The following is an 18671-nucleotide window of genomic DNA, read 5'->3' on the forward strand; positions in this document are numbered from 1 at the left end:
CGCCATGAGTGATGAACCGAAATTCCTGCGCCTGACGGTCGAGCTGACCGTGGAGGTGCTCGACATGGACGCGCTGCAGGCCGCGGCGCTGGCCGAGATCAGGCATCCCGACGCCGATCTCACCGAAGAGGAGCGCACCGAGCAGGCCGAGATGGTCGGCTCCGACGACTCCGGCGCCTCGGCGCTGCAGTGGCTGATCGAGCCCGACCACGTGTTGCAGCTCGTCGACCACATCAGCGAGATCGAGCCCCGCGAGGCCGTGCTCGGCGTGGAGCCGTCCGAGGGGCCGAGCGAGGAAGAGGACGAAGAGCACGACCACGCGTGACGTACGGCGGCAGCCACGGCGTTCTGCGGGCGTCGTGGCTTTTCGCTGCCCTTCCTGAGGAGCCTTGATGATCGTCGCTTTCTCCATCACCCCGCTGGGCGTCGGCGAAGGGGTCGCCGAGCCCGTCGCCCGGGCCGTCAAGGTCGTGCGCGACAGCGGGCTGCCCAACCGCACCGACGCCATGTTCACCACGATCGAGGGCGAGTGGGACGAGGTCATGGACGTCGTCAAGCGCGCCGTGGACGCCGTGGCCGAGGTCGCTCCGCGGGTGAGCCTGGTGCTCAAGGCCGACCTGCGCGAGGGGATCACGGACGGCATGACGTCCAAGCTCGAGTCCCTGGAGCGCCACCTCTCCTGACATCTCGCGATATATCTTGACCCTTCCGTGAACGCGTCATATCGTGTTGCCCGACACAGACGCGATAGTACGCGTGCTCGGAGGTGGATTCAATGGAACGAGTGCCCGTTCTGGTGGTCGGCGGCGGGTACGCGGGCCTGAGCGCCGCGACGCTGCTGGCCTGGCGCGAGGTGCCCGTGACGCTGGTCGAGCGGCGGGCGGGCACCTCCGTCCAGCCCAAGGCGTTCGGGCTCGGGCCGCGCGCGATGGAGCTGCTGCGCCCCGTGCCCGGGATCGAGGAGGAGCTCGCCGGCATCCGGGCGGGCATCGGCGGCGGCCTGCGCATCGTGATCGCCCGCGACCTCACCGACCCTGAGCCCCACCTGATCACCGACGGCGGGCACGCCTGTCTGGCCGATCTCACGCCCGCCGCGCCGGTGGGGGCGACGCAGGCCGACGTCGAGCGCGTGCTGCGGGTCAAGGCCGAGGAACTCGGCGCCGACCTGCGCTTCTCCACCGAGCTGGTCTCGCTGGAGCAGGACGGCGACGGCGTGACGGCGCTGATCCGCGGCAAGGGCGGCGACAGCCTCGTACGGGCCGACTACGTGATCGCCGCCGACGGCCACCACAGCCCGCTGCGCCGGGCGCTGGGCGTGCCCACCACCGGCAGGGGCACGCTGGGCCGGATGTGCTCGATCATGTTCGACGCCGACCTGTCGGACCTGGTGCGCGAGCGCGAGGTCACACTCTGGTACCTGCGCCGGGACACCTTCACCGGCGTGCTGCTGACCGGCGCGGGAGCCGGGGCGCACGTGCTCGGCGTGCACCAGGCGCAGGACGAGGGCCCCCTCGCCGTGGAGCGCTGCGCCGAGCTGGTACGCCTGGCGACCGGCCGGCCCGATCTGGACGTGCGGATCCTCGACCGGGCCACGTTCGGCATCGCGCACGAGCTGGCCGGCGCCTACCGGGTGGGGCGGGTCTTCCTCGCCGGCGACGCCGCCCACACCATGCCGCCCACCGGAGGCCAGGGCGGCAGCACGGCGCTGCAGGACGGGGCCGACCTGGCCTGGCGGCTGTGGCTGGTGCTCACGGGGCAGGCCGGGCCCGCGTTCCTGGACTCCTACGACGCCGAGCGCCGCCCGATCGGGGCACTGACCGCCGACGCGCAGCTCGCCGAGCTCGGCGCGCGCATGCCGCCCGCGGCCCGCATCGGCTACCCGGAGCGGCAGGCGGATCTCCCGCACACCCTGCTCGGGCACCGCTACCATTCCACGGCCATCCTCGACGAGCCCGGCGACGACGGCTCCATCCTGGAGGACCCGCGCCAGGCCGGCGGGCGGCCCGGCAGCCGGGCGCCGCACGTCGTGCTCGACTGGGACGGGCAGCGCATCTCCACCATCGACCTGTTCGGGGGCGACTTCGTGCTCATGGCCGCCAAGCAGGGCCGGCAGGCGTGGATGGAGGCGGGGCGGGTGGTCAAGGAGCGGCTCGGGGTGCGGCTGACGCGGCTGCCTGTGGATGACGAGCTGCTGGATGTGGAGGGGTGTTTCGAGCAGCGGTACGGCGTTCGCGGGGGCGGCGCCGTGCTGGTGCGGCCGGACGGGTACGTGGCCTGGCGGTCGGCGGAGGCGGTCGCGGATCCGGCGGGCACGCTGGAGCGGGTCCTCCGGCAGATCCTCAGCCGCTGACCGGCCCCGCAAGGCTCCTCAGCCGGCCAGCAGGAGCTCCTCGCGCCGGGCGTTGAGCGTGTCGCGCAGCCGTCCCAGCTCCACGCACCGCTCCCCCAGCCGAGCCACCACCCCTTCCACCTCACCGTCGGCCACGTCCGGCGCAACGCTCATGCCCACCGCCCCGACGTCCCTGACGAACGCGGCCACCGTCTCCTCCCGCCCGCCCTCGCCGTCGAGCACCGCGAGCCCGGCGGCCCTGGCCCGCTCCCTCGCGGGCAGCTCGACGTCCAGCTCGGTCAGCATCCGCCCGATCTCCAGCAGCTCAGCGCCTCGCGGATCGGCCGATCCCGTCATCCGGCGCTCCTGGCGTACCAGCAGCTCCTCGTAGAGCTCCCGGGCCGGCCCCACCTCGGCCAGCTCCCGCTCCACCGTCGCCAGCACCATCGTGTACGCCCCCAGCCTGGCCCCGGCAGAGGCGTCGAGCTCTCGCCTGGCGTCGCGCATCAGACCGCTGATCGCCGTGCGGCTCTCGTTCAGCTCGTCCCAGCGGCGCGCCCGCCGGCGTGCCGTGTGCAGATCTTCGTCGATCATCTCAAACGGGATCACGTCCCTTTGACGGGCACACGTCACCATTCGGTTCATGACGACCATGGACTTTTCCCCTCAAACCAGGACAGAACGGCCTCAGGCGTCTCTTACGTGATGAGTCTCTTTTGGAGACCGACTTCGCGATAAGGTGCCTCCATGCTCAGAGAACTACGCGAGCAGGACATCCCATGCTCCATCGCCCAGGCGGCGTCCGTCATCGGCGACTGGTGGAGCCTGCTGATCGTGCGCGAGGTGACGCGCGGGCACCGGCGCTTCGACGACCTGCTGCGCGAGCTCGGCATCTCACGGAAGGTGCTGACCGAACGGCTGAAGCACCTGGTGGAGCACGGGGTGCTGACCCGGGAGCCGTATCAGAGGGGGCCGGTGCGGCACGAGTACGTGCTGACGGAGACGGGCTGGGCGCTGGCGCCGACGCTGATCAGCATGCAGGACTGGGCCGATCGGTGGTTGCTGGGGGACGGATCCGCGACGGGGCTTCCCCGGCCCGGAGGCACGGAGACCTCACGCGTACGCGCTCTCCTCGGCACGAAGGTGCCCGCTCCCTTCCTCCTGCCGGTCGGCGCACCCCGGCCTGCACAGCCCGACCCCACCACCGACCCGCACCCACCCGCCCTCGACGTGATCGCCGACCCGCCCCCGCCCACCCAGCTCGACGTGATCGCCGACGCGGATGCCACGATCCTGTTCACCTATCCCTCGACCGGCCCAGCCGCCTCCCTGCCCCCGGACTGGAACCAGGTGCCTGGAGCCGTCGGGTGCACGCTGGAGAACCGCCTGTTCCGTAACCGGTATCGCGAGCTCGCCGGCGCCGGGGTCGCGGTCCACGGCGTCAGCACGCAACGACCGGACGAGCAGGCCGCCTTCGCCGCCGCGGAGTCGATCCCGTTCCCCCTGCTCTCCGACATGGACCTGCACCTGGCAGCGGCTCTGCGACTGCCGACGTTCCGCGCCGGCCAGGACCTGAAGCTCAAGCGCCTGATCCTGGTGATCGACCGCTCCCGGACCATCCGCCACGTCGTCTTCCCGGTCCTGGACATCCCCGCCGCCATCACCGAAGCCACCGACGCAGCCCGCGCTCTCCTCTGACGCTCACCGCCGCCCTCCGCCACCCCAAAGCCTTCGCACTCCCCGCACCGGCCACCACCACCGGCCCTCCACATGGCCCTGCCCGTCCCCCGCACCGCCAGCGTTTTCCACAGGCTCCAGCCACCGCTCGCATGCTCATCCACAGAACGCCGTTCCAGCCCTCCCCCGCCATCCCTCATCCCAGATCCTGAGGGCCTCCGAACCCCTCTTACCGAGGTCCGGACCCGAGTCCAGCCCCACCTCGGCCCCACCCACCCGGAGGTTCCGTCATGAAGATCACAATTCCTCTCCCCCGCACCATGACCACCCACTTCGTCGTCGCCATGGAACAAGCCCCCTTCGACGTCGAGTCGTTCGTCCCCTGGCGCGTCGGCGGCCCCTTCAAGCGCGCCGCCATCACCGCGGCAGCCCAACGCACACTCCAGGTGACCCTCCACCCGACCCCGTGGAAACCGACGGCCACCACCTTCACGGACGACGAGAGACGCCGCCTGCGCCGTACGAAACAACACGTCATCGTGTCCACCACCGCACCCCCGCACAGACTCCCCACCGCCGTGCAGGTGGCCCGCGCCTCAGCCAGGGCCCTGGCCAGGGAGAGCGACGGCCTCCTGATCGACCCGCTGACCGACTCGACCATCCTCACGTGCGGCAGATGCGCGGGCGAGCCCACCCACTTCAGCCTCGGTGACGACTGGCTGTCCTGGGACGTCCAGGTCCACGACGCCGCCACCTGCCCGCCCTGGGACCCGTCCGACATGGGAGCGTGCGACTGCCTGCGCGTCACGTCCCGGGGCCTGCGCCGCTTCGCCCTTCCGGAGATCACCCTCGACGGCGCCGCCTGCGCCCACAACCTGTGCGCCACCAACCTCCTGCGCACGGTCGCCAACCGCCTGCTGACCGACCACCTCTCCTACCTGACCACGCACCCGGAGGCCACCGACCGCAAGATCGACGATTTCCTCCACATCCAGCCCACCGACCAGCCCGACGGCGGCCTCCCCTTCGGCGTCCGCCTGACCCCGTACGACGCGGACACAGGAGAGCTGGGCCGCACCGGCAGCATCCGCCGCCTGAAGGTCGGCCCGGCCCCCGGCACCGGCCAGATCACCTGCCTCAAGGTCGGCCCGCCCTCAGGCTTCACCGGCTCACTGAACGACTGGCTCTGCGCCACCCAGGCCGCCCAGCACGCCGCCCTGACCCCGATCGACCTCGGCACCCCCGAGCCGGCACGAGTCCTGGCAGCATGACCCGGGCCGCCCCGCACCAGCGGCCCACCTCCCCACCGAGACACACCGCCGTCAGGCGCTGAGCGCGTTGCGTCCGCTCGTCAGGACGAACCGCTTGCGTCCGCCGAGGCGCCACACCCACCCGGGCCAGGAGCGGCGAGCACGCTCACCGAGAAGAAGGGCGACAGATGGCCATGGACTGCGCGGGCAGCCGCAGCCCCTCCCCATCCGCCGTCACCGGCTCGTCCGAGGCCAGCAGCACCGTCCCGGGCGACAGCGGCAAGGTCACCGACTCCTGCGAGAAGTTGACCGCCACCGCCAGCTTGCCCCGCCACACCAGCAGCCACTTCCCCTGCGGATCCAGCTCCGCCCGCACCCGGTCCAGCCGCGGGTCCGACAGCTCGGGCAGCGCCTTGCGCAGCGCGATCAGGTCGCGATACCAGCACAGCAGCGACCAGTGCGCCTCCTCCTTCACCTCGCCCCAGTCCAGCTTCGAGCGCAGGAACGTCTCCTCGTCCGAAGGGTTCGGCGCCTCCCACACGTACCCGAACCCGTCGAACTCCCGCTCCCTGCGCACCCCCTCGCTGTCCCGCAGCTCAGGCTCGACATGATCGGAGAAGAAGAAGAACGGCGTACGCGCCCCCCACTCCTCCCCCATGAACAGCATGGGCGTGAACGGCGAGGTCAGGAGCAGTCCCGCGCCGAGCTTGAGCGCCGGGATCGGCAGGCGGTCACCTGCGGGCCTGTTGCCGATCTGGTCGTGGTTCTGCAGGCAGGCCACCAGCCGGTGCCCAGGCACGCCCGCGTACGAGCTGCCGTGCGCGCGGGCCCGGAAGCTGGAGTGCGTCCCGTCGTGCACGACCCCGTGCGTGAGCACCTTGGCCAGGGCGGAAAGGTGGGCGAAGTCCTCGTAGTAGCCGTGGCTCTCGCCGCTGACGGCGCAGTGCAGGGCGTGGTGCACGTCGTCGTCCCACTGCGCGGTCATGCCGAGCCCGCCGGCGTCGAGCGCGCGCACCATGCGCGGGTCGTTGAGGTCGGACTCGGCGATCAGCGACAGCGGCCGGCCGACGGAGCAGGCCAGCGCGTCCACCTCCTCCGACAGCTCGGCCAGCAGGTGCGTGGCGCGCTTGTCGTGCAGCGCGTGCACGGCGTCCAGCCGCAGCCCGTCGATGTGGAAGTCGCGCAGCCACTGCAGCGCGTTGCCGATGAAGTAGCGCCGCACCTCATCGGACTCCGGCCCGTCCAGATTGACCGCTTCACCCCAGTAGCTGCCGTCGAAGCCGGAGAAGTACGGCCCGAACGGCCGCAGGAAGTTCCCCGAAGGGCCGAGATGGTTGTAGACCACGTCCAGGATGACCCCGATCCCGGCCCGGTGGCAGGCGTCCACGAACGACTTGAGCCCGTCGGGTCCGCCGTACGTCTCGGTCACCGCGTAGAGGTCCACGCCGTCGTAGCCCCAGTTCCGCCCGCCCGGCACCGGCGCGACCGGCATGACCTCCACGAAGTCGACGCAGAGCTCCACCAGGTGCGGCAGCTTCTCGATGGCCGAGGCGAACGTCCCCTCCGGGGTGAACGTCCCGATGTGCAGCTCGTAGATCACGGCTCCGCGCAGGTCGCGGCCCTTCCAGTCGTGGTCGGACCAGGTGAAGCGGGCGTGCTCGTACACCGCGCTCTGCCCGAAGATGCCCTCCGGCTGCCGCCGGGTGCGGGGGTCGGGGTACGGTCCGTCGCCGTCCACCATGAAGGCGTACCGGGTGCCGTGCTCGGCCCCCTCCACCTCCGCCGACCACCAGCCCCCTTCCCCGGGCGACATCGCCCGCCGCCCGCCCAGGACGTCCACTTCGACCGCCGTGGCCTTCGGTGCCCAGACCTCAAAGATCATGTCTCTCCAGGAGTGAGACCGGATACTGACCGAGCAGGTGGGCGAGCGGGATGCGTCCGGTGAACAAGGCGCCGGTGAGCAGGTCCCGCCAGGTGCCCGCGGGCAACGTCAACGTCGTGGCACCCCAGCCGCCCTCGGCGGCCAGGCGCACGGGCAGCCGGGTGGCGACCACGACCGCCCGCGGCCGCACCCCAGCCTCCGCCACAGCCCGCACGCGCTCGTCCTCAACAGCCGGGACCTGGTGCTCGCCGGCGACCTGGGGCCAGGGCTTCTCTCCGGCCTGGGATGAGTCCTCGCCGGTGTCGTGGGTTCGACGCTCGTCGGCAGCTCGGGGCCGGTGCCCGCCGGCCGCCTGGGCGGGATGCTCGTCAGTGGCCTGGGCGGGGTGCTCGTCAGTGGCCTGGGGCGGGTGCCCGTCGGCGGCCTGGGACGGGTGCTCCGCATCGGTGTCCGCAGGAGCACCGGCCTCGGGGGCAGTGTCCCGGTCGGCAGTGTCCCGGTCGGCGGCGTTCAGGGCGGCGCTGTCCAGGGCGGCGGCGTCCTGATCTGCGGCGTCCAGGGCGGCGGTGGCGCGGATTCCGGCGTCGGTGCCTGCCTCGGCGTGGGTGCGGGCCCTGGAGTCAGCGCTTGCATCGGCCCGCATGTGCCCATCGCCTCCCACAGCGGCACGAGCGCCGGACCGGCCGTCCACCTCGCCTCGTGCCCGCCCGTCACCTCCCGCGGCAGCGCGGACGCCCAGGCCGTCATCCGCCTCGCCCCATGCCCGTCCATCGCCTCCGGCAGCACGAGCTCCGAAGCCATCATTCACCTCCCCCCGCACCTGTCCATCGCCTTCCGAAGCACCACGAGCTCCGAGGCCGCCGTCCGCCTCGCCCCGTCCCCAGACGTCACCTTCGGGAGCCGTCCCGGCCCAGGCTTCGGCGGTCTCGGGCAAGGGGATGTCGGTGGCGGCGCGGGCGAAAGCGATCACGTGGTCCGCGCGCTCGCCCTCCGCGTACAGCGGCAGGTACGCGGCCGCACCCCCCAGCCGCCGGCGCAGGCGCAGGGCCTGGGTGGTGACCAGGAGCTTGGCCGAGTCCCACGAGGTCTCGGGCTTGCGGGGGTACGTCACCGGCCGCCGGTTGTCCGGGTCGACCAGGGAGAAGTCGGTCGTCTCGTTCCCCTGGTACACATCCGGCACCCCCGGCATCATGAGCTGCACCAGCTTGGCCCCGAGGGAGTTGCACATGGCGTACGGGTCGACGCGCTCGGTGAAGCCGCCGATCGGGAGGCGGACGGCGGCCTCGGCGAAGGCGCGCAGGCGGCGCTCGTAGCCGGGGTCGGGGTTCACCCAGGAGATGGCGGTCTTGGCTTCGCGGGCGGCCTTGAGGAGGTAGTCGGTGAGGCGTTCGGCGGAGATGGGCCAGGCGGCCATGACGTTCTGCCAGGCCAGGTAGTCGAGGTGCGGGTCGAAGCTGACCTGCGCCGACCACTCGGCCACGGCCGCCGCCCACTCGCCGGGCATCTCCGACAGCACCGACAGCCGGGCCCGCACGTCCTCGGAGCGTTTGGTGTCGTGGGTGGACAGCGTGGTCATCGTGTACGGAGGCATCTGCGCGCAGAACTCGTGGAACTCCTCCACCGGCACGCCGAACACGTCCGGCTCCCCGCCGACCTCGTTCAGGCAGGCCAGCGGGAACCACCGGTAGAGCGCCGTGTCCTCCACGCCCTTGGCCATGACGGGCCCGCACGACTGCTGGAAGCGCACGATCGCGTCGGCGGAGCCGTACAGGACCTCCTGGACGAGGGGGCGGACGGCGGGTGAGCAGGAGGCGGCGGCCAGTTCGACGGTCTCGACCGACGAGGGCGGCGGGGGCTCGCCGGGCACCACGTACGCGCGGTAGACCGGCATGGCGGCGAGCAACTCGCGTACGGCGGCGGGGTCGCAGGAGGTGCTCTTGGCCAGGCGGTCCACCTCGGCGCCGAAGAACAGGTCGAGCACCTCCTGCTTGGCCTGCGCCATCACCGGGCGGTACTCGGCGGGCTGCCCGGTCAGCTCGGTGAACAGCCGGATGAGCGGCTGCTTGCCGGCGGGGTCGACGAAGAGGCCGTTGACGCGGTTGAGCACGTCGTAGCCGGTGGTGCCGTCGCAGGCCCAGTCGCCGGGCAGCCGCTCGGGGCCGATGAGGATCTTCTCGACGACGGTCCAGGCGCTGCCGGCGCGGGCGCGCAGGCGTTCGAGGTAGCCTCGCGGGTCGGCCAGGCCGTCGGGGTGGTCGACGCGCAGCCCGTCCACCAGCCCTTCGTCGAGCAGCCAGAAGATCACCTCGTGCGTGGCGAACAGCACGGACGGGTCCTCGACGCGCAGCCCGATCAGCGACGACACGTCGAAGAAGCGCCGGTAGCCGGGCCCTTCGCGCCAGTCGACGAGCCGGTAGTGGCCGGGGTGCGGGAAGGCGTGCTCGTGGTAGCGCAGCACGTCGCCGTCCACGACCGGCGGGGTGTCGTCACCCAGCACGGGCAGCGCGACCTTGCCGTCCACCCAGTCGATGTCGAACCAGGAGGCGTAAGGCGAGGCGGGCCCGTCCTTCAGCACGGACCAGAACTGGGCGTTCACGGTGTTCATGTGGTTCGGCACGATGTCCACCACGATGCCGAGGTCCTGCGCGGCGAGTTGCTGCGCCATCTCCCTGAACCCGGTGGCGCCGCCGAACTCCTCCCTGATCCGGGAGTGGTCGGTGACGTCGTACCCGTGCTGCGACTCGGGCGTGGACTGCAGGATCGGCGAGAGGTAGACGTGGCTCACGCCGAGGTCGCGCAGGTAGCCGGCGATCTGGGCCACCTGGGCGAAGCCGAAGTCGGGGGTGAGCTGCACCCGGTAGGTGGAAACGGGCCTGGGCGGGTTCGGGGGGCTAGACACGGCGGAGCACCCGCACGCTGCGGCCCGGCACCGCGATCGCGTCGCCCGCCTTCACCATCCGGGCGTCCAGCCTGATCGGCATGGCCGTGTCGATCTCCGTATGCCACATCTCGCCATAGTCCTTGGGGATCGTGAACTTGATCGTGTCGTGGTGGGCGTTGAACAGCAGCAGGAAGGAGTCGTCCCTGATCGGCCGGCCGCGCCGGTCGGGCTCGGTGATGGCGTCGCCGTTCAGGAAGACGGCCAGGGACTTCGCGTATCCGACATGCCAGTCGCCGTCGGTCATCTCCTCCCCTGCCGGGGTGAGCCAGGCGATGTCGCGCAGCCCGCGTACCGGCTTGCCGTAGAAGAACCGGCGGCGCCGGAACACCGGGTGCTTCTTGCGCAGCTCGGCCAGGCTCTGGGTGAATTCGAGCAGCAGCCAGTTCTCCCTGACGTCCGACCAGTCCACCCAGGTCAGCTCGTTGTCCTGGCAGTAGCCGTTGTTGTTGCCGCGCTGGGTGCGGCCGAGCTCGTCGCCGTGCGAGAGCATCGGCACGCCCTGTGACAGGAACAGCGTGGTGAGGAAGTTGCGTTTCTGCTGCTCGCGCAGCGATTCGACGGCGATGCCCGCGGGGCCTTCCTCGCCGCAGTTCCACGACCTGTTGTCGTCGGTGCCGTCGCGGTTGCCCTCCTTGTTCGCCTCGTTGTGCTTGTTGTTGTACGAGACGAGGTCCTGGAGGGTGAAGCCGTCGTGGCAGGTCACGAAGTTGATCGAGGCGGCGGGGCGGCGGCTGTCGTCCTTGTACAGGTCGCTCGACCCGGTGAACCGGGAGCCGAACTCCGGCAGCGTGGCCGCCTGCCCGCGCCACAGGTCGCGGATGGTGTCGCGGTACCGCCCGTTCCACTCCGTCCACCGGGACGGGAAGTTGCCCACCTGGTATCCGCCCGGGCCCACGTCCCACGGCTCGGCGATGAGCTTGACCTGCGACAACACCGGGTCCTGCTGCACCAGGTCGAAGAAGGCGCTCAGCCGGTCGACCTCGTGCAGCTCCCGGGCCAGCGTCGAGGCCAGGTCGAACCGGAACCCGTCCACGTGCATCTCGATGACCCAGTAACGGAGCGAGTCCATGATCATTTGCAGGACGTGCGGCGAGCGCATGAGCAGGCTGTTGCCGGTGCCCGTGGTGTCCACGTAGTACCGCTTGTCGTTCTCGACCAGCCGGTAGTAGTTGAGGTTGTCGATGCCCCGGAACCCCAGTGTCGGCCCCAGGTGGTTGCCCTCGGCGGTGTGGTTGTAGACGACGTCGAGGATGACCTCGATGCCCGCCTCGTGCAGCGAGCGCACCATCGCCTTGAACTCCAGCACCTGCCCGCCGCGCTGCCCCTGGCTGGAGTAGCGGTTGTGCGGCGCGAAGAAGCCGATCGAGTTGTAGCCCCAGTAGTTCGACAGGCCGCGCTGCTCAAGGATGTGGTCGGTGACGAACTGGTGGACCGGCATCAGCTCCAGCGCCGTCACGCCGAGCTTGGTGAGGTGGTCGAGGATCTCGGGGTGGCCGAGGGCGGCGTACGTGCCGCGCAGGTGCTTGGGGATCTTGGGGTGGCTGATCGTGAGCCCGCGCACGTGCGCCTCGTAGATCACGGTGTCGTGGTACGGGGTCGCGGGCGGCCGGTCGTGCCCCCAGCCGAAGAACGGGTTGATCACCACCGAGCGCGGCACGTACGGGGCCGAGTCGCGATCGTTCCTGACGTCCGGGGAGCCGAAGCGGTAGCCGTAGACCGCCTCGTTCCAGTTGACGCCGCCCTCGATCGCCATGGCGTACGGGTCGAGCAGCAGCTTGCTGGGGTTGGAGCGCATGCCGCGCGCCGGTTCGTACGGCCCGTGGACGCGGTAGCCGTACCGCTGCCCGGGCCCGATGCCCGGCAGGTAGCCGTGCCAGATGAACCCGTCCACCTCGCTCAGCTGCACCCGCGACTCGACGTTGTCCTCGTCGAACAGGCACAGCTCGACCTGGTCGGCGGCCTCGGTGTAGAGCGAGAAATTGGTGCCGGCACCGTCGTAGGTCGCCCCGAGGGGATAGGGGTCTCCCGGCCAGATCTCGATCATCGAGGCTCCCTTGCGGTCTCTCCCCATGTTCCGTTCCCCCGCTCTACCGGACAACCCCGGGTGCCACTAGATCACCCTGTTCCTTCCCACGCTCACGGCGTCATTACTCCGGCCGGCTTCATACGAGGTCAAATGGGGTGGACCGCCCCGACGGCGCGGTATCGGAGGCGGCCCACGCACCCAGCATCCCCCGGGCGTCAAGCGGGCGGGCCGGTTTCAGCGCGCCTTCTGCGGCAATGTGCCGACTCCATGGGCGGTTTCAAGCAGTTCTTACTCCGTGGCAACATCGTCGAGCTCGCCGTCGCCGTGATCGTCGGCGCCACGTTCAGCGGCCTCGTCCAGGCCTTCGTACGCGATCTGGTCACCCCGCTGATCGGCGCGGTCACGGGCGGCCGGCAGCCGAACTTCGCCGAGTACTCCTTCACCGTCAACGGCAGCGAGTTCAAGTACGGCGACTTCCTCAACCACCTGATCACCTTCCTGATCATCTCGGCCATCGTCTACTGGCTGGTCGTGGCCCCGATGACCCGGCTGATCAGCCTCCTCGACCGCAACAAGTCGGCCGCGACCAAGCAGTGCCCCGAGTGCCTGTCCGACATCCCGACGGAGGCCCGACGATGCGCGCACTGCACGGCGGAGCTGGTGCCGGATTCGGAAAAACCCAGGCCATGACGCGCGATGGCGGCACCGGTCCGTCAAGATGGACCGATGAGCGTTGAGTTGATGGTCTGGGACGAGCCGGTGCCGATCAGCAGGGACCAGGCACGCGCGACGTACCTGGCGGTCAAGCGGACCCCGCCCGGCGCCGACGCCGAGCTCGACGTGGCCAAGGAGCTGCCCGGGGAGATCACGCTCTATCCGGGGCACGTGCTGGTGAGCATGGACCTGGACACGATGGACGAGCTGTCGGCGCAGGTGTTCACGGTCGCGCGGGCGCACGGGCTGGTGTGTTACGACCCCCAGCGGGACCTGGTGCACAACGTGGCGCCGCTGGGGGTCTACGAGGGGATGCAGCTGCACACCGGCGACGGGATGGTGGTCAACGACCCGGATCTCGGGCTGGTCCATGACGTGCTGGGGACGATGTCGGCGCAGAATCCGTTCGTGGCGCTGGTGAACTTCGGGCAGCACTTCCTGCAGGTCTCGCCCGGGTTCGAGCTGGAGTACAAGGAGGGGGCGATGGTCCGGGCGACGGTGCCCGAGCTGGAGGAGGTGCGGCAGGCGTTCAACGAGTACGCGACGGGCGACCGGGCGTTTCTCGCCCGGCACGAGTGGTCCCAGGGGTAGGCGCCTGGCGGGATGCGGCAGGATCAGGGCGTATGAGAACCCTGTACCCGCCCATCGAGCCGTACGAGTCGGGCCTGCTCGACGTGGGCGACGGCAACCAGATCTACTACGAGGTCTGCGGCAACCCGGACGGCAAGCCCGCCGTCATGATCCACGGCGGCCCCGGAGGCGGGTGCAGCGCCAAGCACCGCCGCCAGTGGAACCCGGAGCTCTACCGCATCGTCCTGTTCGACCAGCGCAACTGCGGGCGGAGCGTGCCGCACGCCAGCGACCCGGCGACCGATCTCACCGCCAACACCACGTGGCACCTGGTGGCCGACATGGAGAGGCTGCGCGAGCACCTCGGCATCGAGCGGTGGCAGGTGTTCGGGGGGTCGTGGGGCAGCGCGCTGGCCCTGTCGTACGCGCAGACGCACCCTGACAGGACGAGCGAGCTCGTGCTGCGCGGGATCTTCCTGCTGCGGCCGCAGGAGCTGCGCTGGTTCTACCAGGAGGGCGCCTCCTACCTGTTCCCCGACCTGTGGGAGCGGTACGTGGCTCCGATCCCCGAGGAGGAGCGGGGCGATCTGATCGCCGCGTTCGGCAGGAGGCTGGAGGGGGCGGACGACCAGGCCAGGCTGGCGGCGGCCAGGGCGTGGTCGCAGTGGGAGGGCGGCACGGTCACGCTGCTGCCCGATCCGGCGCTGGTGGAGGAGTTCGGCGAGGACAAGCACGCCGTCTGCTTCGCCAGGATCGAGAACCACTACTTCCGTCACGGCGGCTGGTTCGAGCCGGCCGACCAGCTCATCAGGGGTGTCGACGTCATCCGGCACATCCCGGCGGTGATCGTGCAGGGCCGCTACGACTCCTGCACGCCCATGGCCACGGCCTGGGACCTGCACAAGGCGTGGCCCGAGGCCGAGTTCCACGTGGTGCACGACGCCGGGCACGCCTACTCCGAGCCGGGCATCCTGGACCGGCTCATCGAGGCGACGGACCGGTTCGGCTCCTGACCGAAGCCCGGGCCCGGCTCCCCGCCGTGGGCGGGACCGGCCGCCTGGCCGAAGTACGGGCTGGGCACGTGCCCGTCGGGCCGGCCGGGAGACTCCGCGACGGGCCGGGCAGGGGGCTGGGCTGAGGGCCGGGTGGAGGGCCGGGCAGAGGGCTGGGCGGCGGGCTGGGTGAAGGGCCGGGTGAAGGGCTGGGCTGAGGGCAGGTGGGCGGTGCCCTCGCCCGCCAGGCGGGCGCGCATGAGCCGTACCGCGGGGGTGACCGCCCCCACCAGCAGCAACGTGAACAGCGGCGCGAGCACGACGCCCAGCAGGAAACCCGCCGCCACGTCGTGCGGGTAGTGCACCCCGACGAACACCCGCGAGAACGCCATGACGGCGGCCAGCGGGAACACCAGCCAGGCCAGGCCGCGCCAGACCAGCACCAGGGTGGCCGCGGCGCCGGCCGCGATGACCGAGTGGTTGCTGGGGAAGGACCAGTCGCCCGTGGGCGGGCAGGCGGCGATGGTCGCCACCCCGCCCCGGCACGGCCGGTCCTCCCGGACGACCAGCTTGACGACCTCGCTCACCACGTACGCGCCCACGATCCCCGCGGGCCCGGCGATCACGAGCGCCAGGTCACGCGCCGGCCCTCGCCACGCCCGCACGGCGGCCACCACGAACAGCGCCGCGAAGAGGAATAACCCGGCATCGGTGCCGACCTCGGCGAAGGTGTGCAGCCATGCGGGGGTGGTGAGGGAGAAGCCGACGATGTCCTGGTACACGCCTGTCCAATCCGTGAACGATCAATGACATGACCTTACGGACTGCAGACGTGACATGCCTCGACCAATCGGCCGAAAGGCGCCCTGACTTAAGTAAGGAGCCGGCGGGCCAGCGCGGCCTGCCTGGTCTCCAGCTCGCCGCGGGTGATCAGCCCGCGGTCGAACGCCTCGGTCGTGGCGTCGCGCTCGGCGACGTAGAAGGCGGCCATGATCTCGCTGCGCAGCGGCGTGAACCCGCGCTCCACGCAGTCGGAGAAGACGGACACCTTCCGCTCCACGGTGTCCGAGGCCACCGTGCACGCCAGATCCCGCTCCCTGAGCTGCTGAACCGCTTCACGAAGGGTGACGGGACCGAGGGACCCGTTGAACCGGGTATCAAGGGTGATCTTCACTTGTTTTGCGCCTCCATAGGTTTCCAACGTTCGGAGGAAGGCCGCGTATTCCCAGTTCAGAGCGGGTAAGAGGGCCATCGTGATCGGAGCGCACGTGATCGTCGGATACTCGAACGACGCGGGCGGGAGAGACGCTCTCGCCCTCGGTTCCGCGATCACCCGTGTCACCGGCGGGGAGCTCACGATCGCCACGATCTACCCGCCGGGCAGCCCGGGGCTGGCGGTCGAGGCGCAGGCCAACCTGGCGCACGCGGCCGAGGAGCTGGGGCCGGTGCCCGCCGAGTACATCACGTACGAGAGCAGGGGCACGGGGCGCGGCCTGTCAGTGCTGGCGAGCAGGATCAGGGCCGACCTGATCGTGGTGGGCTCGGCGGCGGGCGGGCAGCACGGCCGCATCGCGATCGGCACCACCGCCGACCACCTGCTGCACCTGTCGTCCGAGGCCGTCATGCTGGCGCCCGCCCAGTACGTGCCGCCGGTCGAGCCCGGCCGCCTCACGCTGGCGTACGTGCACCGGCCCCAGTGCGACGCGGCCGTCGGCCAGGTGGCGCAGGCGGCGCTGCGGCTGGGCGTGCCGCTGCGGCTGATCACCCTCGACCTGCGCACCGAGGACCAGGGCAAGCTCAGGGACGACCTGGCGCTGGCCGTCCGGCTGGCGTGGGAGCGGACCGGGATCGAGGCGGAGTCGGAGGTGGCCGAGGGCCACGACGTGACGGCCGCGCTGGCGGACGTCGAGTGGCTGCCGGGCGAGCTGCTGGTGTGCGCGGCGAGCGAGGACGCCCAGCCGCACCGGGTCTTCCTCGGCGAGCTGGCCATGAAGGTGCTGCGTGCCTCCGCCTGCCCGGTCGCCGTGCTGCCGAGGGGCTTCTCCTAGGCTTGCGGGTGTGTTGTTGGCGCGGGTGATCGTGGTGGCGGTGCTGGCCGCGTTGTCCAGCGTGTACGTGCTGGCGGGCGCGGGCGGGGCGGTGCTCGTGTTCGCGGTGCAGTGCCTGTACACGCTCTGGGCCGGGAAGTGGTGGCTGCTGGCCGCGCAGGCGGTGCTCGTCTACTGGGTGACGCTGGGGACCGGCTCGTCCGTGGTCGTGCTGGGCTTCCTGGCGGGGTCGCTGCTGGTGACGCGGCTGTGGGCGGTGGCGCCCGGGGTGGTGTTCAGCGCGGTCGTGATCGCGTACGCCCGGGGCGGCGACGTCGTCACGACGCTCGACCTGGCGATCACCACGGTGCTGATGACGTTGATCGTGCCCGGGCTCATCCGGCTGGTCGAGCGGGTGGACGAGCTGCACGCCACCCGCCGGGCGCTGGCCGCGGCGGCGGTGGGCGAGGAACGGCTGCGCATCGCGGCCGAGCTGAGCGACGGCCTCGGACGCGGGCTCGCGACCATCATCGCCGGGGTGCGCCGGGCCATGCGGGACTCCGGGACCGGCATGCGGGCCTCCGCAGCCGACCTGCGAGCCTCCGCGACCGACCTGCCGGGCACGGCGACCGACCTGCGAGCCTCCGCGACCGACGTGCCGGGCTCCGGGACCGGGGAGCTGGGTGAGGTGGTGAGCGCGGCGCGGCGGTCGCTGGCGGACGCGCGGGCCGCGGCGGCCGGATACCGCGCGATGTCGCTGACCCCCGAGCTGACCACGGCCAGGGCCATGCTGGCGGCGGCGGGGGTGGACGTGGAGGTGCGCGCCGGGCACGCCGAGCCGCTGGGCCCGGCGGGGGCGCTGCTCGCGACCGTGCTGCGCGAGGCCGTCACCGACGTCGTACGCCGCGGCACGGCCCGCCTCTGCGTGATCGAGACCATGGAGCGGTCCGGCACGGTGACCCTGCGCGTCACCGACGACGGCCGCCGCACCGCCGAGGACGACGCGCTGAGCGACCTCGCCGCCCGGGTCGCAGAGGCCGGCGGCAGGCTGGCCGGCGGCCTGTCCGACCAGGGCCGCCACACGGTCGAGGCCACCCTGCCCGCCCCGCAGCGGGCGCCCGAGGAGCGCGGGCGCGCCGACCTGTCCGTGCTCCTCCTGGCCGCCGTGCTGGTCGGCTTCAGCCTCAAGGCGCTGCTCCAGATCCCCGCGCAGCTGCTCCTGCCCGCCGTCGCGCTCCTGGCCGTCATCGTGGTCATGCAGCTCAGGTCCGTCACCGGCCGGCACATGACGGCGCTGAGCGTGATGGCGGTGCTGGCGTTCGCGCCGATCCCGCTGTTCGGCCCGATCTGGCTGGGCACGGGCGGCTTCCTGGCGGGCCCGGTGCTGCTGGCCTTCCGCCCGCGTACGGCCTGGCCGCTGGTCGCCGCGATCATCGCCGCGACGGCCGCCGTGGCCGCGTCGTACGGCCTGCCCCTGCCGGCCGCCGCGAACGTCACCGTGAGCAACCTCGTCACCGGCCTGGTCGTCTACAGCCTGCTGCGCCTGGCCGGGCTGGCGAAGGAGCTCCAGGCGGCCAGGGAGGGCCTGGCCCGCTCGGCCGTCGTCGAGGAGCGCCTGCGCGCCGCCCGCGACCTGCACGACCTGCTCGGCCACAACCTGGCCGCGATCCTGCTCAAGTGCGAGCTGGCCCGCCGCCTCCCGCCGGAGCGGGCGCGGGCGGAGCTGGCGGACGTGCTGGAGATGGCCGAGCGCGCCGAGCACGATCTGCGCTCGGTCTCGGGCGAGCAGCTCGACCTCTCGCTCGCCGCCGAGGCGGAGTCGGCCGCGTCCGTGCTGCGGGCGGCGCGGGTGGAGGTGAGCGCCGACCTGGCGCACCCGGAGCTGCCGGCCGAGGTCGAGACCGTGCTCAGCACCGTGCTGCGCGAGGCCGTCACGAACGTCCTGCGCCACAGCTCCGCCCGCCACTGCGTGATCGGCACGGCGGCCGAGGGCGGCCGGGTGCGCCTGACCGTGCGCAACGACGGCGCCCGCGCCGCCGAGGCCCGGCACGGCTCGTCGGGCCTGGGCAACCTGACCACCCGCCTGGCGGCGCTGGACGGCCGCCTCACGACCGGCGTCGAGGACGGCTGGTTCCAGCTCGACGCGACGGCCCCGCTGGCATCCGCCGCGACACCGCTGCTGTCCGCCACAGGACGCTGAATCCAGCCGCCGGTCTCCGCCACAGGACGCCGGATCCAGCCGCCGGTCTCCGCCGCGACGCCG

16 protein-coding genes are annotated in these 18671 nt (G+C 71.6%); 10 read left to right on the top strand and 6 right to left on the bottom strand.

Features of this window, described 5'->3' with window-relative positions; genetic code table 11:
- Positions 1–4 precede the first annotated feature (4 nt).
- From HD597_RS41870 to HD597_RS41880, 3 genes are all read left to right on the top strand, one after another.
- Positions 5–325, top strand: coding sequence for a hypothetical protein (locus tag HD597_RS41870; protein WP_253750528.1), 321 nt, complete (start codon positions 5–7; stop codon positions 323–325).
- Between the two features lie 67 nt (positions 326–392).
- Positions 393–683, top strand: a complete 291-nt coding sequence (locus HD597_RS41875) for an MTH1187 family thiamine-binding protein (RefSeq protein WP_253750531.1) — start codon at positions 393–395, stop codon at positions 681–683.
- A gap of 92 nt (positions 684–775) precedes the next feature.
- Positions 776–2350: an FAD-dependent monooxygenase gene (locus HD597_RS41880; protein WP_253750534.1), complete on the top strand. Its 1575-nt coding sequence runs from the start codon at positions 776–778 to the stop codon at positions 2348–2350.
- 18 nt (positions 2351–2368) lie between these two features.
- On the opposite strand, the gene HD597_RS41885 is transcribed toward HD597_RS41880, so the two are convergent.
- Positions 2369–2923: a hypothetical protein gene (locus tag HD597_RS41885; RefSeq protein WP_253750537.1), complete on the bottom strand. Its 555-nt coding sequence runs from the start codon at positions 2921–2923 to the stop codon at positions 2369–2371.
- Positions 2924–3076: 153 nt separating this feature from the next.
- Here HD597_RS41885 and HD597_RS41890 point away from each other — a divergent pair, with 153 nt between their 5' ends.
- Both HD597_RS41890 and HD597_RS41895 read left to right on the top strand, forming a co-directional pair.
- Positions 3077–4027: a winged helix-turn-helix transcriptional regulator gene (locus tag HD597_RS41890; protein ID WP_253750540.1), complete on the top strand. Its 951-nt coding sequence runs from the start codon at positions 3077–3079 to the stop codon at positions 4025–4027.
- Positions 4028–4296: 269 nt separating this feature from the next.
- Positions 4297–5277 carry a hypothetical protein gene (locus HD597_RS41895; protein ID WP_253750543.1) on the top strand — a complete coding sequence of 327 codons (981 nt, stop codon included), beginning with the start codon at positions 4297–4299 and terminating at the stop codon, positions 5275–5277.
- A gap of 145 nt (positions 5278–5422) precedes the next feature.
- On the opposite strand, the gene treZ is transcribed toward HD597_RS41895, so the two are convergent.
- From treZ to glgX, 3 genes are read right to left on the bottom strand one after another with little or no spacing between them, the layout of a single operon-like run.
- The gene (treZ, locus tag HD597_RS41900) at positions 5423–7138 is read right to left on the bottom strand and encodes a malto-oligosyltrehalose trehalohydrolase (RefSeq protein ID WP_253750546.1); all 1716 of its coding nucleotides are present in this window, start codon (positions 7136–7138) and stop codon (positions 5423–5425) included.
- Positions 7128–10037 carry a malto-oligosyltrehalose synthase gene (treY, locus tag HD597_RS41905; RefSeq protein ID WP_253750549.1) on the bottom strand — a complete coding sequence of 970 codons (2910 nt, stop codon included), beginning with the start codon at positions 10035–10037 and terminating at the stop codon, positions 7128–7130. Before treY ends, treZ begins: the two co-directional genes overlap by 11 nt.
- Positions 10030–12123, bottom strand: coding sequence for a glycogen debranching protein GlgX (gene glgX / locus HD597_RS41910; protein ID WP_253750553.1), 2094 nt, complete (start codon positions 12121–12123; stop codon positions 10030–10032). The genes treY and glgX overlap by 8 nt, the downstream gene beginning before the upstream one ends.
- A 249-nt stretch (positions 12124–12372) precedes the next feature.
- Between glgX and mscL the strand changes: the two genes are divergently transcribed.
- From mscL to pip, 3 genes are read left to right on the top strand one after another with little or no spacing between them, the layout of a single operon-like run.
- Positions 12373–12795 (top strand): large conductance mechanosensitive channel protein MscL, encoded by a 423-nt coding sequence (mscL, locus tag HD597_RS41915; protein ID WP_253750556.1) that lies wholly within the window; start codon positions 12373–12375, stop codon positions 12793–12795.
- Between the two features lie 36 nt (positions 12796–12831).
- On the top strand, positions 12832–13410 hold the full coding sequence (locus tag HD597_RS41920) for a hypothetical protein (RefSeq protein WP_253750559.1): 579 nt from the start codon (positions 12832–12834) through the stop codon (positions 13408–13410).
- Positions 13411–13442: 32 nt separating this feature from the next.
- A complete protein-coding gene (pip, locus tag HD597_RS41925; RefSeq protein ID WP_253750563.1) occupies positions 13443–14402 on the top strand; it encodes a prolyl aminopeptidase in 960 nt (319 codons plus the stop codon).
- Here the strand turns inward: pip and HD597_RS65135 are convergent.
- Positions 14342–15163: a phosphatase PAP2 family protein gene (locus tag HD597_RS65135; RefSeq protein WP_308210793.1), complete on the bottom strand. Its 822-nt coding sequence runs from the start codon at positions 15161–15163 to the stop codon at positions 14342–14344. The genes pip and HD597_RS65135 overlap by 61 nt on opposite strands.
- Before the next feature lie 89 nt (positions 15164–15252).
- A complete protein-coding gene (locus HD597_RS41935) occupies positions 15253–15555 on the bottom strand; it encodes a hypothetical protein (RefSeq protein WP_253750565.1) in 303 nt (100 codons plus the stop codon).
- Between the two features lie 79 nt (positions 15556–15634).
- On the opposite strand from HD597_RS41935, the gene HD597_RS41940 reads away from it, so the two are divergent.
- Both HD597_RS41940 and HD597_RS41945 read left to right on the top strand, forming a co-directional pair.
- Complete coding sequence (locus tag HD597_RS41940; protein WP_253750567.1) at positions 15635–16429, top strand: universal stress protein; 795 nt, start codon at positions 15635–15637, stop codon at positions 16427–16429.
- Between the two features lie 10 nt (positions 16430–16439).
- Positions 16440–18608 (top strand): sensor histidine kinase, encoded by a 2169-nt coding sequence (locus HD597_RS41945; protein ID WP_253750570.1) that lies wholly within the window; start codon positions 16440–16442, stop codon positions 18606–18608.
- The last annotated feature ends 63 nt before the right edge of the window (positions 18609–18671 follow it).

The organism is Nonomuraea thailandensis (assembly GCF_024172165.1).
Taxonomy (GTDB): Bacteria; Actinomycetota; Actinomycetes; order Streptosporangiales; family Streptosporangiaceae; genus Nonomuraea; species Nonomuraea thailandensis.